Annotated in this window: 15 protein-coding genes and 1 pseudogene; 9 read left to right on the plus strand and 7 right to left on the minus strand. The window is 62.3% G+C overall.

Translation table 11 applies throughout. From position 1 onward, the window contains the following. Window positions 1–94: 94 nt before the first annotated feature. Window positions 95–295, minus strand: a complete 201-nt coding sequence (locus XH89_RS10535) for a hypothetical protein (RefSeq protein WP_194466998.1) — start codon at window positions 293–295, stop codon at window positions 95–97. Between the two features lie 229 nt (window positions 296–524). Here XH89_RS10535 and XH89_RS10540 point away from each other — a divergent pair, with 229 nt between their 5' ends. Continuing rightward, the gene (locus XH89_RS10540) at window positions 525–1,499 is read left to right on the plus strand and encodes a quinone oxidoreductase (RefSeq protein WP_194466999.1); all 975 of its coding nucleotides are present in this window, start codon (window positions 525–527) and stop codon (window positions 1,497–1,499) included. Between the two features lie 39 nt (window positions 1,500–1,538). Here XH89_RS10540 and XH89_RS10545 read toward each other — a convergent pair whose 3' ends face one another. Both XH89_RS10545 and XH89_RS10550 read right to left on the minus strand, forming a co-directional pair. Further along, a complete protein-coding gene (locus XH89_RS10545; RefSeq protein WP_194467000.1) occupies window positions 1,539–1,814 on the minus strand; it encodes a hypothetical protein in 276 nt (91 codons plus the stop codon). Window positions 1,815–1,915: 101 nt separating this feature from the next. After that, window positions 1,916–2,524 carry a S24 family peptidase gene (locus XH89_RS10550; RefSeq protein ID WP_194467001.1) on the minus strand — a complete coding sequence of 203 codons (609 nt, stop codon included), beginning with the start codon at window positions 2,522–2,524 and terminating at the stop codon, window positions 1,916–1,918. A gap of 162 nt (window positions 2,525–2,686) precedes the next feature. On the opposite strand from XH89_RS10550, the gene XH89_RS10555 reads away from it, so the two are divergent. Together XH89_RS10555 and XH89_RS10560 are read left to right on the plus strand one after the other, a co-directional pair. Next, entirely contained in the window at window positions 2,687–3,220 is a 534-nt protein-coding gene (locus tag XH89_RS10555; RefSeq protein ID WP_194467002.1) for a GcrA family cell cycle regulator, read from the plus strand. Between the two features lie 48 nt (window positions 3,221–3,268). Further along, window positions 3,269–3,832 (plus strand): hypothetical protein, encoded by a 564-nt coding sequence (locus XH89_RS10560; RefSeq protein WP_194467003.1) that lies wholly within the window; start codon window positions 3,269–3,271, stop codon window positions 3,830–3,832. Between the two features lie 46 nt (window positions 3,833–3,878). Here XH89_RS10560 and XH89_RS10565 read toward each other — a convergent pair whose 3' ends face one another. Further along, on the minus strand, window positions 3,879–4,235 hold the full coding sequence (locus tag XH89_RS10565) for a hypothetical protein (RefSeq protein ID WP_194467004.1): 357 nt from the start codon (window positions 4,233–4,235) through the stop codon (window positions 3,879–3,881). 197 nt (window positions 4,236–4,432) lie between these two features. On the opposite strand from XH89_RS10565, the gene XH89_RS10570 reads away from it, so the two are divergent. The 3 genes from XH89_RS10570 (at window position 4,433) to XH89_RS10580 (ending at window position 5,948) form a co-directional block, all read left to right on the plus strand. Next, window positions 4,433–4,897: a hypothetical protein gene (locus tag XH89_RS10570; RefSeq protein ID WP_194467005.1), complete on the plus strand. Its 465-nt coding sequence runs from the start codon at window positions 4,433–4,435 to the stop codon at window positions 4,895–4,897. A gap of 380 nt (window positions 4,898–5,277) precedes the next feature. Continuing rightward, window positions 5,278–5,463 (plus strand): hypothetical protein, encoded by a 186-nt coding sequence (locus XH89_RS10575; protein WP_194467006.1) that lies wholly within the window; start codon window positions 5,278–5,280, stop codon window positions 5,461–5,463. 143 nt (window positions 5,464–5,606) lie between these two features. Then, entirely contained in the window at window positions 5,607–5,948 is a 342-nt protein-coding gene (locus XH89_RS10580) for a phasin (protein WP_057749686.1), read from the plus strand. Window positions 5,949–6,142: 194 nt separating this feature from the next. Here XH89_RS10580 and XH89_RS10585 read toward each other — a convergent pair whose 3' ends face one another. Further along, window positions 6,143–6,463 carry a cytochrome c gene (locus XH89_RS10585; RefSeq protein WP_194467007.1) on the minus strand — a complete coding sequence of 107 codons (321 nt, stop codon included), beginning with the start codon at window positions 6,461–6,463 and terminating at the stop codon, window positions 6,143–6,145. Window positions 6,464–6,757: 294 nt separating this feature from the next. Here XH89_RS10585 and XH89_RS42060 point away from each other — a divergent pair, with 294 nt between their 5' ends. Beyond that, complete coding sequence (locus XH89_RS42060) at window positions 6,758–6,901, plus strand: hypothetical protein (RefSeq protein ID WP_371825227.1); 144 nt, start codon at window positions 6,758–6,760, stop codon at window positions 6,899–6,901. Window positions 6,902–7,056: 155 nt separating this feature from the next. On the opposite strand, the pseudogene XH89_RS42065 reads toward XH89_RS42060, so the two are convergent. Both XH89_RS42065 and XH89_RS10595 read right to left on the minus strand, forming a co-directional pair. Continuing rightward, window positions 7,057–7,569: pseudogene (locus XH89_RS42065) on the minus strand (alpha/beta hydrolase); the annotation flags it as partial. A gap of 142 nt (window positions 7,570–7,711) precedes the next feature. Beyond that, window positions 7,712–9,508, minus strand: a complete 1,797-nt coding sequence (locus XH89_RS10595) for a ShlB/FhaC/HecB family hemolysin secretion/activation protein (protein ID WP_194467009.1) — start codon at window positions 9,506–9,508, stop codon at window positions 7,712–7,714. 130 nt (window positions 9,509–9,638) lie between these two features. Between XH89_RS10595 and XH89_RS10600 the strand changes: the two genes are divergently transcribed. Then, a complete protein-coding gene (locus XH89_RS10600) occupies window positions 9,639–10,835 on the plus strand; it encodes a FecR domain-containing protein (RefSeq protein ID WP_194467010.1) in 1,197 nt (398 codons plus the stop codon). A gap of 59 nt (window positions 10,836–10,894) precedes the next feature. Continuing rightward, entirely contained in the window at window positions 10,895–13,639 is a 2,745-nt protein-coding gene (locus tag XH89_RS10605) for an EAL domain-containing protein (protein WP_194467011.1), read from the plus strand. The last annotated feature ends 18 nt before the right edge of the window (window positions 13,640–13,657 follow it).

A 13,657-nucleotide genomic window follows, 5' to 3' on the forward strand; every position in this document is an offset into this window, starting at 1 on the left:
GGCAAAGAACAAGCCTCGTTTGGGACGGCCTGACCCGCGCTGACATCAGCTTTTTCCGTTCAGCGCAAATACTTAAGGGCAGCTGATCGTGCAATCAGTGCCGCAGCAGCTCCGGCTTGCGGATGGTCTGCCTGACCTCGGCGCCGCAATCGGCGCATTCGTAGACGAAGTCGATCTTGGCAAGGCTCCAATGCGGCTCGATCTCGCGCACATACATCGGCAGGAACCCCATGCATGTCGGGCAAATCACAGGCGCGATTTCGATGTCCTGATGATGCTGTACATAAGCTGGCATCTCGGCTCTCCTTCGCAGGCGACTACCAAACCCCGCGCAGAGGCTACTGCCGGTCGCTCCGAGACCGTCATCAACTCTTTCGAACAGAGGCGGAACGATGAGGGTTTGTCGTCCGCTGTGACATTCTTGTTACGGCTTCCATACTGTAACGAGCGGACCAAATGCCTATTTCTCCAGCCGACCCGCTTTTTTCTAGGACCACCAACGCAACAATAAGGGAGCAACGCCCATGACCCATGCCATTCGTTTTCACAAGACCGGTGGTCCGGAAGTCCTGGTTTGGGAGGAGGTCAGTGTCGGCAAGCCGGGACCGGGCGAGGCGCGCATTCGGCATACGGCCGTGGGCCTCAATTTCGTCGACATCTACAACCGCTCCGGCGTGTATCCAGTGCAACTGCCAAGCGGGCTCGGCAGCGAAGGCGCCGGCGTCGTCGAGGAAGTCGGGCCTGGAGTTACCGATCTCAAAGCCGGCGATCGCGTCGCCTATGGTGCATCACCGCTTGGCGCATATTCCGAGGCACGGCTAATCCCGGCCGACCGGCTGTTGAAGCTGCCCGACGGCGTCGACGACAAGACCGCCGCAGCGATGATGCTGAAGGGCCTCACTACGCAATATCTGATCCGTCAGACCTATCGCGTGAAGGCGGGCGACACCATCCTGCTCCATGCCGCCGCTGGCGGCGTCGGACTGATCCTGGGCCAATGGGCAAAACATCTCGGCGCAACCGTGATCGGCACCGTCAGCAGCGACGAGAAGGCCAAGCTCGCCAAGGCGCATGGCTGCGACCACGTCATCATCTACACGCGCGAGGATTTCGTGAAGCGCGTCGACGAGATCACCGGCGGCAAGAAGGTGCCGGTGGTCTATGATTCCGTCGGCAAGGACACATTCCTGAAGTCGCTGGACTGCCTCGCGCCGCTTGGCGTCGCTGCGCTGTTCGGTGCATCGTCCGGCGCGGTCGAGCCGCTCAATCTCGGCCTGCTCGCGCAGAAGGGCTCGCTTTATGTCACCCGTCCGACGCTGTTCACCTACGCTGCCAAGCGCGAGAACCTGGTCGCCATGGCGAACGAGCTGTTCGACGTCGTCAAGTCCGGTGCGGTCAAGATCGAAGTGCACCAGACCTATTCACTGAAGGACGCTGCCAAGGCTCATGCCGATCTTGCCGCGCGCAAGACCACAGGATCGACTGTTCTCACGGTGTGATTTCCGGCACGCGCGTGGCGCAGGCGGCTTAAGCCTGCGTCACGTCCGCTCGTGCTTGCGCAAGTCGCCGGCGTGATCGTGGTGAAGCGCCTGGAGATCGACATCTTCAGTCGGGATTTCGGGGAGGGCGGCCTCGGCCAAAATGGCTTCGGTCACGTCCTCGACCGAATTCTCCGCGATTTCGTGAATGAACGAGATGTTCTGATATTCGCCGGAGCTGACGCGGGAGATGACCTCGCGCCTGGTGATTTCAGGATCGACGACCGCCTCGCGACCGCGTCGCCCGTAATCGATCATCACGACGAAATACTGCATTGAACGATCCTGCCGCGCCCCCAAGTCCGGGTGCGCGGCAGAGTATTTCTGAAAAACGAAATTTAGTCAAGATCCATTTCCGCAAATCGGAAATCGATCGCTTACCGGCTCTTCTTGCGCGGCCGGGCCGACTTGGCGCGCAGCCGCTCGAGCTGGCCTTTGGGCATCGAGAGGCAGATTTCTCCGACCCAGTCGAGCTTGACGCCGACGATTGGCTTGGCATTGAAGCTGACGAGGTTGACGACGGAGGGAGATTTGCCCCGTTCGATGGTCTTCAGATAGCGCTCGCCGGTCTTGAGCCGGACCACGGCCTCTTCGCCGTAGAAGCTCGACAATGGATGACGCTGGTCCTTGTAGACCACGATCACGTCGCCGCTTTCATATTTGGGCAGCATCGAATCGCCGACGATTTCGAAGGCCACGGTCTCTTCCATGATCGGGAACGGCAGCGCGATGTCGCCCAGCCCTTCCGGCGGGACCTGCTCGACATCTGGCTCGATCACCGCGCCGGCGCCGACGCGGCCCATGATCGGGGCGAGGTTCAGCTCAAGGTATTGCATGATCGGAATGATTTCCGAAGCTTTCACCAGGCGTTCGCCGCCGAGGATTTCCGACACCGCACCCGGGCGGACGCCCATCGCCGCGGCAAGCCCGCCCTTGCTCTTGCCCGTCTTTTCCAGGCCCCGCTCGATCATCGCAACGTCCAACATGGTGATTCCCTCGATTGCCCATGGCTCTGCCCCTTGTAATCCGAAATTCGGAATTAATGCAATTATGAATATCAGAATTCCGGCTTGACTTTGCTTTCGGAATAACGGAATGTGTGTTCCGCCTTTGGATCGTGTGATCGGGGCGCATCACAGGACAGCAGCATGGAACCGGGCCATTGGTCGTCGGAGCATTCCGACGCGCTTTGCGACTATTTCTTCAAAGGACTGTCATATGCGGAGATCGGAAGACGGATTAACGCAAGGTTTGGAACGGCTTACACGCGCAACGCGGTGATCGGTCGCGCCAAGCGGCTTGGGCTCGGGATCGGCACGCCCGAACGAATGATAAGCCCGTCGATCGTGCCGTCCTTACCAGGCGAGTCTACTCCGCTGACACCGCCGCGTGCCGCGCCACCCGGCCTGAATCTGCCGCCGCCATCGGCCTTGAAACCGGCCAATCCGGTCAAGCTGCGCTGCGTCGGTGTCCAGCCGCGCCTGATAACGCTGGACGAGCTCGAACGAGGCGATTGCCGCTACCCCTATGGCGGCGACAAGGAGGGCGAACTGATCAGCTTCTGCGGCCACCCGCGTCAAATAGGCTCAAGCTACTGCACGCCGCACGCGCGCCTCACTCGCGGCCCCGGCGCGGCCCGTACGGCTGCTGCCGCCGTGCTGAGGCTCGTCTCCGCCGCCTGATCAGCGCACGACCGTCCATTTTCATGTCAATTCGCAAGGAGTTTCCGAGTGGTTCGTGCCAGACGCAACAAGTCCTACAGGTTGACCGAACTCCACGACCGGCGCTCGCGCGACCTGCCGTTCAATGCCGAGGTCATGGAGGCAGAGGTCGATAACCCGCTCGCGCTTGATTCCGGTGAGAAGATCATGGCAATGCGGTCGATCCGCAACGACCCGCTCGGCCGGCTGCACTCACATCACCAGATCGACGAAGCGCAATATCGGGGCGGGCGCGCCTACCAGAACGACTGGGAAAGGGCAGAGCGCGGTCCTCAGGCCACGGATCCGACCCGCGAATATGTCGACGGCACCGGTTTCCGTGAACCGGTGACCGAGAGCCAGCGCCAGGCTGTACTGCGGCTGAACCGAGTCGAACGCGAGCTCGGAACCGACGGTGCGGCGCTGGTGCATGACGTGCTGGTGCTTGGTTTGACCATGGACCAGATCGGGCAGCGGCGTGCCGTCCGCACCCAGCGCTGGAATGATTATTTTGCCCGGCGATTTCGCGAATGCCTCGACCGGCTGGCGCTGGTCTACGGCTTTGCGACCGACGTATCGGCGCGGCGGCGCTGAACGAAGCTGCCGGTGGCGTTGGCCGCCGGCAGCTCTCCGTCGCGTGTTACGGATGCGGCATGATCTGGTAGGGCGTGATGTAGGGCTCAACGCGGAGCGAGGCGTTGGCCAGCAGGCCGATCTTGGCGGTCGGTGCCTGCTGCATTTCACCGTTCTGTCCGCGGTGCACGTTGTACTGCCAGACGGTGAGATCGCCCTTCTGCGCCAGGGCGTGCGCGACCACGCTGGCGTCATTGCCGCCGAGTGCCTGGAGCTCTTCGGGCGACAGTCCGATGATGATCTCATCCTTGATGGTGACGATCTTGAACAGGTTCATTTTGGTCTCCTGCGCCCATGCGCTCTGTGTCGAGAGTGTGAGAAGCGCAACCGCGGCGCCCTTGATGAGATCGCAGCGAGAAAGCATGCCATGGTCCTTTGGTGCTGACGCGCGCCCGAATCGAACAGTCCATCAGCCATGGCGCCCGTGATCTGCGTGGCTGTTTCGCAGCCGCTTGGTCGCGCCATCTTGAACGAGGGTTCATGGCACGAGAAATATCTGGCAATGATGAACCGTGATGCGGAACGGTGAGTCCAAACCGAGAGATAGAGGGGACTCATCGAATGAAATCGACTGCCATGGCCTGTCTGTTCGCATCGCTCTGCGTGGTTGGCCCCGCGGCGGCGGCTGATCCTTTCTATATCGGAAGTTGGACATTGACCGGGGCCGTGGTGGCACCATGGGCAGATCCGCACCGCAAGCCCGATGATGCCGAGCGCACGCGGTTGATGGGCAAGACGGTGCTGCTGAAGACCCGGGAAATCTCCGGTCCGCGTCCGTTTGCCTGCGCGAAACCGCAATACGAGGTGACAGACTACGGTCCCGACATGATCTTCCAGGGTGCATTCGACGAGATGCAGCGTGCCGACAAGAAGGCCGATCCGCAGGCGCTTGCAGCTTCGCTCGGCTTCACCGGCAGCCGCATCAGGACGCTGGAGACCGGCTGCGAGATCGACGTTCATTTCGTCGACGATACAACCGCCGAGATCGGACTCAACGATTACGTGTATACGCTGAAGAGGCGCTAGTCCGTAGTTGCCGGATTCCGATCATATCAAACGCGAAACGTTGGTCGAATTGACAACATTCGGGGCTGTGTGATCACTGGTGCTGCTTCTTGACGCAGGTGAGTGACGGCGGCGCCTATTCCTGTTATCCGGAATTGCCGTGGCACGATGCCGACGAAGCATCGCTAAGCTTACGGTTTGGCTTGCCCGATGGGTTGTTCCTTGCCATAATTGCAACCTCCCGGGTCGGGCCGAGTCCGCTCATTGCGGAGCTCCGGCGTGCTAGACGTTGGGGCCCGACCTGGGGATGTCGTCGCCATCGCGTTCGGTGACGGCACCCCGTCCTCGATCGGGCCTCCGACGTCTGTCCCGGAAAGGCCGAATCTTGTCATAGGTGCGAGATGAAAAACCTCAATTTCGCGGGCGAACTGCACCTCAAGCTCGGCGCACCTGCGAACAGTACAGTCGAGAGTCTCCGCCTGCTGCGCGCTTTTCTCCAGCTCGCTCCCCGCCAGCGCTTCGAGGTCATCAAGCTGGTCGAGGACCTCGTCACTGACGAAACCGTCCCCGAACATCCCTTGTCTTGAAGCCGGCCGCACCGACATTACGCTTTGCCCATCTTTCAGGCCTGACGTCGACCGCCAGATAGGGGCGGCTGCCACAGCTTGGCCGCTGGAATGCGGTGCGAGAAATGTGATAATTAGTCAGGAAAAAGTGGAGGAGTGCGACCATGATCGAACCGAAGCTCGAAGTGCCGGCTGAACTGCGCGACCTGGCTGAGAAGACGATCGACCAGGCGGAGAAGGCCTTCGGCATGTTTTTCGATGCCGCCACCAAATCCATGTCGTCCGTTCCGGGAGCGGGCGCCGACGTGTCCAAGCAGGCGCTTGCCTTCACCGAGCAGAACATGAAAGCGGCATTCGAACATGCCCGCAAGCTGGTTCACGCAACCGATCTTCAGGAAGCGATGCGAATCCAGTCCGAGTTCCTGCGCAGCCAGTTCACCAATGCCGGCGATCACATGCGCCAGATGACCGGCAACTTCATGCAGCCGGGCAAGGGCAAATCCTGACTGGGTTGGTCCTGGTTGGGCGCGCCGCGGTCTGCTCACAAATTGGTCTTGCGGAGCAGCGCGAAGCGCATTTCAATTCCGACGCAGGTCCATGGTGGGCCACCGGATGTGCGTCATCCGCCGTCCATCATCCTTTCTGCTGATCCCTGTCGGTTCACCCGGCAGGGATTTGCATTTTGAGCGCTTGGCACGGCCTATTGGCGCAGCGATCCGATGTAGGCCGCGATATCGGCGGCTTCGATCCGGCTCAACGGAAAGTTCGGCATTTTCGGATGTGGATCGAGCAGGAAGAAGGCAAGCCTGTCGGCGTTGAAATCAGGCTTGCGTGCAACCGATGCGAAGGAGGGCACGTCGGCGCTGGCTTGGGTCTGGCCGCTCGTCACGACATGACAGCTGGCGCACCAGCGCCGGGCGAGATCGGCGCCATGAGTGGGATCAGCCGCAAAAACAGGCGACGCATTGAGGCCCGAGATTGTCGCGAGCAGAAGCCAAGTTCGTCTTATATGTTCGCGCATCTGATCCCCTGACTGGATTCGACTATGGGTCGGATGCTCAGCCGCAGCACGATCCCGGAAATTGCGAAAGGTCGATGCGGGCAATGATTGACCGCAGCACCTTACGGGCCGAACGATAAAGATGCCTGGCGAATCCCGGCACCCTCGCCGGAGGCAGGCCAAGACTCTGCGGATCGAGCCCCTGAATATGATGCGACATGAGCATCTCCCATGCTGTATGGGCCTTCTACCGCGGCCCGCATGGAGCTGCGTTGATCTGCCGCAAGCTGTCGAGGCTAGTAGTCGCCCGGGTTCATGATCATCGGGGTGGCCGTATTGGCCGGCGCCAGCGCGCTGCTGGCGCTGTCCCGCAGAAAGCGGTCCAGGGTCGCCTGGATCTTTTCCTTGACGGCATCGGGACCGCGGTCGCTCATTTCGGTGTGCTGTGCGCCGGTATGAATGATGTCGATGCCGCGCGCCTTGGCCTCTTCCGGCGTGGGCAGCACGCCGGGGTCAGTCAAGAAATGCGGATCCTTTGAGCGGAACGACAGGATCTTCATATGGTCGTTGAGCACGAACGGCACTCTGAGATTGTCGAGCGTGATCACCTTCGACACGAGCTCGGGATGCTGCTTGGCGACATACATGGAGACGTCGCCGCCGTTGGAATGACCAACCAGCGTGATGTGGTCGTAGTCGGCATTTTCCTGCCGTCCCTTCAACGTGTTCAGCACGAAGAGGATGTTCGCCTCGCACCGCATATAGACCTCGCGCCGGCCGACATATTGCTGGCCGACATGGGTCATCAGAGGCGGATCGCTCGGCAGATCCTGCTGGATGCTGGCGACGAGATAGCCGCGCGCCGCGAGCACGTTGGCGAGAAACGAATACTCGGTGGCCTTGACCGTGTTGCCATTGCTGATGATGGCGACTGGAAGCTTCCAGAGGCCGAGATTGGCCTTCGTCTCGTAGTCGCGCCGCACGGCGATCTCGACCGAAATCGGCCGCTGGCGCGAAGCGTCGAACAAGGACAGCATCTCGTGATGGATCGCGAACTTGCTGACGATGATGTACTGGCCCGCCGCGAGGACGCAGAGAAACGCCAGAATTGCAAACACCCTCTTCATGGTTCCGTCTCAATCACTTTTGACTGAACATGGCTATTGAAAACCCCCGGATCGAGCGAACGTGAGCACGTTACGGGATTAAATTTAGGCAAGTCTGTGAGGGCGGCCCAAAAAGGGCCGCATCAAGGCGAAGGCCGCGCAGCTAGAGGCAGCCGCCTCTACCGCGCTCGGGGCAGAGCCTGAAGGCGCTCGAGAGGGTGAAGAGAAAGCGCGGACTGCGACGCTCATTGTCCGGTGCCCGGTAGCTCAAGGGGACAGCTACGCCGAAATCCGCCTGCAGATCCTGCGGCAGGAAGAACCGCACGCCGACGCCAGCTGACGTCAACGCCAGGCCATCGCTCAGCCGGTAGCCGTCGTTCCAGACGGCGCCGGCGTCGCCGAAGGCATAGAGCTGGTAACCGCTCCAGTAGCGGTAATTGAGCTTTTGGTCGAAACGCAGCTCGAGCGAGCCGGCAAGGCCATTGTCGCCGCTGATCTCGGCTGCACCATAGCCGCGGCCGAAGGCTGCGCCGCCGAGATAGAACTGCTGCGAGATGAATAGCGGCCGCGACGCGGTCTGGCTCGCCGCGGACAGCTTGAGCGACCATGCATCGTTGAGGGTCTGGTACCGCGTGAACCAGAAGTTCAGCACCGAGAAATTCGAGGCTGCGCCCACGTGGGACAACAGATCGTCGCCGAAATGCGATGCGCCGAAGACATCGAGGCCCTGGCGATAGGTCATGGTCGCGTAATTGGTGCCGCCGAAACCGTCCTGGAGGCGATAGTCGGCGGTGAGGCTCGCAGTCCTGATGTGGTCGTTGTACCAGGGGCCGTAAAGATCGTGCTCCGACACGTTGCTGAAGGTCGTCGCGGCAGTCAGGACGAGCGAAGAAGATTGCGACTGCAGGGGGACGATGCTGGCGCGCAGCTCAAACGCTTCGGTCGTGGTGATGTCGCTGTCAAGCCGACGTGCATCGCCCGGCCGCACCGCGCTGTAGAGAACGGACGCACCAAGGCGTACGCCATCGACTCCGACCGGCGTGTCGTAGGAGAGCCGCCCGAAGCCGAGCTCGCGCGGATCGTTGGCAATGGTCGACAGGTTGACCGCCAGCGTGTCACCGGGGGTGAGGTAGGAGTTGAAAGCGCCCGTCGCGTAGGTTTGCCATGGACCGACCGACGATGAGCCGAGATTGTCCAGGCCGAACGAGGTGAAGACGTGCCACGTTTTGAGGTAGACGGTGAGGCGGAAGCGGCCGGTCGCACCGCCGATCTCCTCCAGCGCGGTGTCGGTGATCCGAACACCGGCCGTGCCGTTGATGAGGAAGAGCTGGCGTTCGAGGGTTGCGAGCCGCGACGGCTGCTCGGCCAGGACCGGCCCAAGCATCGGCCTCACGCCGAACTGCTCGGCGCCATCGCCTTTCAGATCGGCCTCGACGATGGAACCTTCAATCACCTGGATCCGGACGCGCCCGTCGGGAACGTCCTGCGGAGGCACGATCGCCCGGCTCAGATGGTAGCCCTGGGTGCGGTAGAGATCGCTGATTGCACCGGCGATTGTGGCGAGGTCGGCCTGTGAGACCTTCTTGCCGAGATAGGGCTGGTAGATTGAGGCGATGCGATCGTGCGGAACGGCGTGGGCGCCGCTGACGCTGATGCCGCGCAGCACGAACTGCGGCCTGGTATCCCCGCCAATATTGGGTTGGCCGACCGAGGGCAGTTTCACCGGAGGCCGACCGAGGGATTCCTGCTCGGTTTGGTTTTCAAAATATTTCTCCGGCTGGCGAGGATCGAACCCTGGCTGGTTCGCCTGTTGTGCGAGCGCCTGCGGAGCTCCCGCGAGTGCGGGCGCGATGAGCGCGAGCACGGCAGCGAGATACCGTGCGGCCGTGCCGCGCACGGGCCGTTCTCCGTAATTAGACGGAGAAGTCTCCAGCCGATGGTGAGGAGTCGGTAGTCGCATGATTTTTCATAGTTTTTTATGGTCAACGATAGGTTAATGCACCCGCGGAACTCCCTGGCTCCTGCTAAGCCAATCTTGAGTGATTTCGGATACGCATCAGGCTCGCAGTAACTCACGCTGGGGGTCCATCATGCTTGTTCGAACTGGAATGCGGTGCGCCTTGATGGCAGCGCTGATCCTGGGAACGGCGTCTGGTGCATCCGCTGCGGATGACGGCGTCTGGTCGGTCAGCAAGTCATCGGGCGAGGTCTGGCTCGCCACCAACGGCGCCCAGCCCGTGTCGTTGAACCAGGAAGAGACGCTGAAGCCGGGCGATACCATCCGCACCGGACGTAACGGGCGCGTGCTGCTCGTTCGCGGCGAGGAGACGATCCTGATCTCTCCCAACTCTGTGGTCGGCGTGCCGGCCGAGAAGAAGGAGGGGCTTTCGACCACCATCATCCAGCAGGCGGGCTCGATCCTGCTCGAGGTCGAGAAGCGCAACGTCAAGCATTTCGAGGTCGAGACGCCTTATCTCGCCGCCGTGGTCAAGGGGACGCATTTCAGCGTGACGGTGGGCGCAGGCAGCACCAAGGTTGGCGTGCTCCGCGGCCAGGTTGAAGTCTCCGATTTCAGGACGGGGCAGATCGCCCAGGTGATGCCGGGACAGGCGGCCGCCGCCTTCGAGCACGGCAAGGCCGGTCTTAGCCTGAGCGGCGCCGGTACGCTCAATCCGATCGAGCAAGGCAAGCCGCGCGCCTCGACGATCGAACGCGTCCCCGTGCCCAAGTCGGGCCTGTCGGCGCCGCGCGATGCGGGAGGCGGCCATGCGATCCATGCGCTTGGTCCGATCGACAAGGGCACCAAGACGGCAGGTATGCCGACGCCGTCGCATCAGGTCACCGGAGCTCACCCGCCGAAGGCCGGCGTCGTGCACATCTCCAGCTCGCTGGGCGAGGTCAAGCTGAACTTCCACAAGGTCACGCACGGACTGGCCCACAGCGCTGCTGCACCGGGGCAAGTCCGCAATGCGAATGCCAGCACCGATACGGTGTGGAGCGATAATAAGTCGAGCACGACGACCACTGCGTCCAACAGCTCGTCGGTCACGGCAGTCACCCTGAGCAGCAGTGGATCCGCAGCCAGCGCCTCATCGGGTGCAACAAATGTTGCGACCACCGCTGGGTCGACCAAGGATAATTCCGGCGCCAATAACGACAACAATGGCAACGGGACCATGGGCAACGGGAATGGCGGTAACGGCAATAACGGTGCCACCGGCAACGGTATCGGAAACGGCGGCGGCAATGGCAACGGTGGTGGCCACGGCAATGGCCACAGACACTAGGGCGATTTCCTAGGGGACGAGGGGGCGCACCTGCAGAAGCGGGTGCGCGGGAGGATCGGGTGAAACGCTATCGGCCACACATCCTTGTCGTGATCGCGCTGGCGGTCGTGCTGTCCACGGGATGGCACGGCGCGCTTCGCAATGCGCTCACCGATCTCCGCTTCGCCTGGGAATCTCGTTCCGCCAGCGGCAACGTCGTCGTGGTGGCGATCGACGCCCCCTCGATCGCTCAGATCGGCGTGTGGCCGTGGCCGCGCCGCCTGCACGCCGACCTTCTGCGCAGGCTCGAGAGCGCCGGTGCGCCGGACGTGGCCTTCGACATCGATTTCAGCACGCCGTCGGATCCGGCCTCCGACGAGGCCTTCGTCACCGCGCTCCGGGAGGTCGGCGGCTCGACCATTCTGCCGTCCTTCAAGCAACCGACGCCCAATGGTGGTCCGGCTCACATCAATCGTCCGCTGAAGCCTTTCGGCAATCAGTCGTGGCCGGCCCTCGTCAATGTCGCGGTCGAACCCGATGGGCTCGTTCGCCGCTACCCGGTCGGCGAGAAGCTCGGGGATGTCCAGATGCCCTCGATGGCCGTCGTGCTGGCCGGGCAGGACGCCAATCGGCGGCCGCCCTTCCTGATCGACTTCAGCATTCGGCCGGGATCGATTCCAGTTGTTTCCTATATCGACGTGCTGCGGGGGAATGCCGCGGCACTCAACAAGCTGAGGGACAAAAAGGTCATTGTCGGTGCTACGGCACTCGAGCTGGGCGACCGGTTCAGTGTCCCGAATGGCCGCATCGTCGCTGGACCCGTCCTCCAGGCCCTGGCGGCAGAATCGGTGCTTCAGAACCGCATGCTGCGCTGGACGTCCGATGCCGGCATGGTCGCCGGTCTCGGCCTGATCTGCCTACTGATGATGTATTCATGGCGCCGTGTCGCGCCGGGCGTCCGCGTCGCGATCCTGATCGCGGCCGGAGCCGGCATCGAACTGACCGCGGTCCTCGTGCAGCAACGATGGCCGCTTGTGATCGATACCTCGCTGTTCCACATCGCGATCGTCGCCTATCTGACGGCGATCGCGCTGGATGAGATCGATTTCCGGAGCCTGCTGGGGCGCATCGCCGAAAGTCGTTTTCATCGTATCGCGATGTCGCTCGGCGATGGCTTGGTCTGCACCGACGAAGATCACCGGATCACGGTCTGGAATCCCGGCGCGAGCGCGATCTTCGGCTACATGCCGACCGAGATGATCGGTCGCCCGTTCGAAATACTTTGCGCAGTTCCGGCCGACGCCGGCACGAAGACTTTCGCCATTCGCGACGCCGCGCGCCAGGCGCTGCTGGTGCCCGGCGGTGCCGTCGTCGTCGAGTTCGAGGGCCGGCGCAAGAATGGCGAGATTTTCGCGGTCGAGGCGAGCTTCTCGGGTTGGCAGGGAACGGACGGCTTCCAATATGGCGCGATCCTGCGCGACATTTCCGTGCGCAAGCGCGAGGCAGAACGCGTCAGGTATCTGGCCGAATATGACGCACTGACGGGGCTTGCCAACCGCAACACGCTGCACGCGGGCCTTGTCAGTCTGATCGCTGCGGCCGAGCGGCGCTCTTCCGAAGCTGCGCTGCTCGTGCTGGGGCTCGATGGCTTTCAGCAGATCAACGACATGCTGGGACACGCGGCCGGCGACCTCGTGCTGCGCGCGGTGGCCGAACGGCTACGGACCGAAGCCGATAGCAATGCGGTCGTCGCCCGGCTCAGCGGCGACGAGTTCGCGATTGCGCTGGATGGCGCAAGCATCGGCGAGCCGATTGCAGCGTTTGCCGAGCGGATTGCGCGCTCGTTCGAGACGCCGCTCGCAACGGGTACGCGCCAGCATCGGGTCAGGATCAGCATAGGTGTTGCGGTCTATCCGGATGGTGGACAAAGCGCCGATGATCTCCTGGGCAACGGCCACCTTGCGCTGAGCAAGGCCAAGCTGACGCGGCGGGGCGGTCATGTGATTTTCAAGAGCGCGATCCGGCAGGAGCTGGAGAATCGGCTGACCTTGGAGAGCGAACTGGCACTCGCCGCCGATCGTGGCGAGTTCGAGCTGTTCTACCAGCCTCAGGTTCGTCTGATCGATGGCGGTCTAATCGGAGCCGAAGCGCTGATCCGCTGGCGGCATCCGGTTCGCGGCTACGTCTCGCCCGGAGAGTTCATGCCGGTGGTCAATACCTCGGCGCTGTCCGAGCGGATCGCGGGCTGGGTGATGGAGACCGCCGTCCGACAGGCGCGTGCCTGGGAATTGTCGGGCAACGCGGTGCGGGTTGCGATCAACCTGTCGCCGTCGCAACTGCACTCCGGCGATCTCGCGCATTCGGTCGCGGAGCTGCTGAAATCGACGGGATTGACCCCCTCGCTCCTCGAGATCGAGGTCACCGAGGACATCCTGCTGCACGACGAGGTCCGGGTGCTCGACATGTTCAAGCGGATCCAGCAGCTCGGCGTCCGCATCCTGTTCGACGATTTCGGAACGGGTTATGCAAGCCTGAGCTATCTGAAGAAGTTTCCGCTCGATGGGCTCAAGATCGACCGCTCGTTCGTGCTCGACCTGCTCGCCGATTCCGACGACGCCGCCATCGTCGGCTCGACCATCGGCCTCAGCAAGCAACTTGGCCTGACGGTCGTTGCCGAAGGTATCGAGAATCGCGCCACGGCGGATTTCCTGATCAGCATGGGATGCGAGGAAGGGCAGGGTTATTTCTTCGGCCGTCCGATGCCCGCCGAGACGTTCGAGAAACAATTTCTGGCGGCTGAGCTTGAAGCCGTCAGCGCTGCGTGAACCTCCTCAGGTTGAGAC

The organism is Bradyrhizobium sp. CCBAU 53340, from assembly GCF_015291645.1.
In the GTDB taxonomy this organism is placed as follows: Bacteria; Pseudomonadota; Alphaproteobacteria; order Rhizobiales; family Xanthobacteraceae; genus Bradyrhizobium.

Bases quoted from the DNA above. Each gene is read 5' to 3' on its own strand.
- XH89_RS10555 (WP_194467002.1), top strand. From the start codon at position 2,687: ATGGAACCGGGCCATTGGTCGTCGGAGCATTCCGACGCGCTTTGCGAC.
- XH89_RS10595 (WP_194467009.1), bottom strand. From the start codon at position 9,508: ATGCGACTACCGACTCCTCACCATCGGCTGGAGACTTCTCCGTCTAAT.
- XH89_RS10580 (WP_057749686.1), top strand. From the start codon at position 5,607: ATGATCGAACCGAAGCTCGAAGTGCCGGCTGAACTGCGCGACCTGGCT.
- XH89_RS42060 (WP_371825227.1), top strand. From the start codon at position 6,758: ATGATCATCGGGGTGGCCGTATTGGCCGGCGCCAGCGCGCTGCTGGCG.
- XH89_RS10545 (WP_194467000.1), bottom strand. From the start codon at position 1,814: ATGCAGTATTTCGTCGTGATGATCGATTACGGGCGACGCGGTCGCGAG.
- XH89_RS10570 (WP_194467005.1), top strand. From the start codon at position 4,433: ATGAAATCGACTGCCATGGCCTGTCTGTTCGCATCGCTCTGCGTGGTT.
- XH89_RS10575 (WP_194467006.1), top strand. From the start codon at position 5,278: ATGAAAAACCTCAATTTCGCGGGCGAACTGCACCTCAAGCTCGGCGCA.
- XH89_RS10600 (WP_194467010.1), top strand. From the start codon at position 9,639: ATGCTTGTTCGAACTGGAATGCGGTGCGCCTTGATGGCAGCGCTGATC.
- XH89_RS10550 (WP_194467001.1), bottom strand. From the start codon at position 2,524: ATGTTGGACGTTGCGATGATCGAGCGGGGCCTGGAAAAGACGGGCAAG.
- XH89_RS10540 (WP_194466999.1), top strand. From the start codon at position 525: ATGACCCATGCCATTCGTTTTCACAAGACCGGTGGTCCGGAAGTCCTG.
- XH89_RS10585 (WP_194467007.1), bottom strand. From the start codon at position 6,463: ATGCGCGAACATATAAGACGAACTTGGCTTCTGCTCGCGACAATCTCG.
- XH89_RS10535 (WP_194466998.1), bottom strand. From the start codon at position 295: ATGCCAGCTTATGTACAGCATCATCAGGACATCGAAATCGCGCCTGTG.
- XH89_RS10565 (WP_194467004.1), bottom strand. From the start codon at position 4,235: ATGCTTTCTCGCTGCGATCTCATCAAGGGCGCCGCGGTTGCGCTTCTC.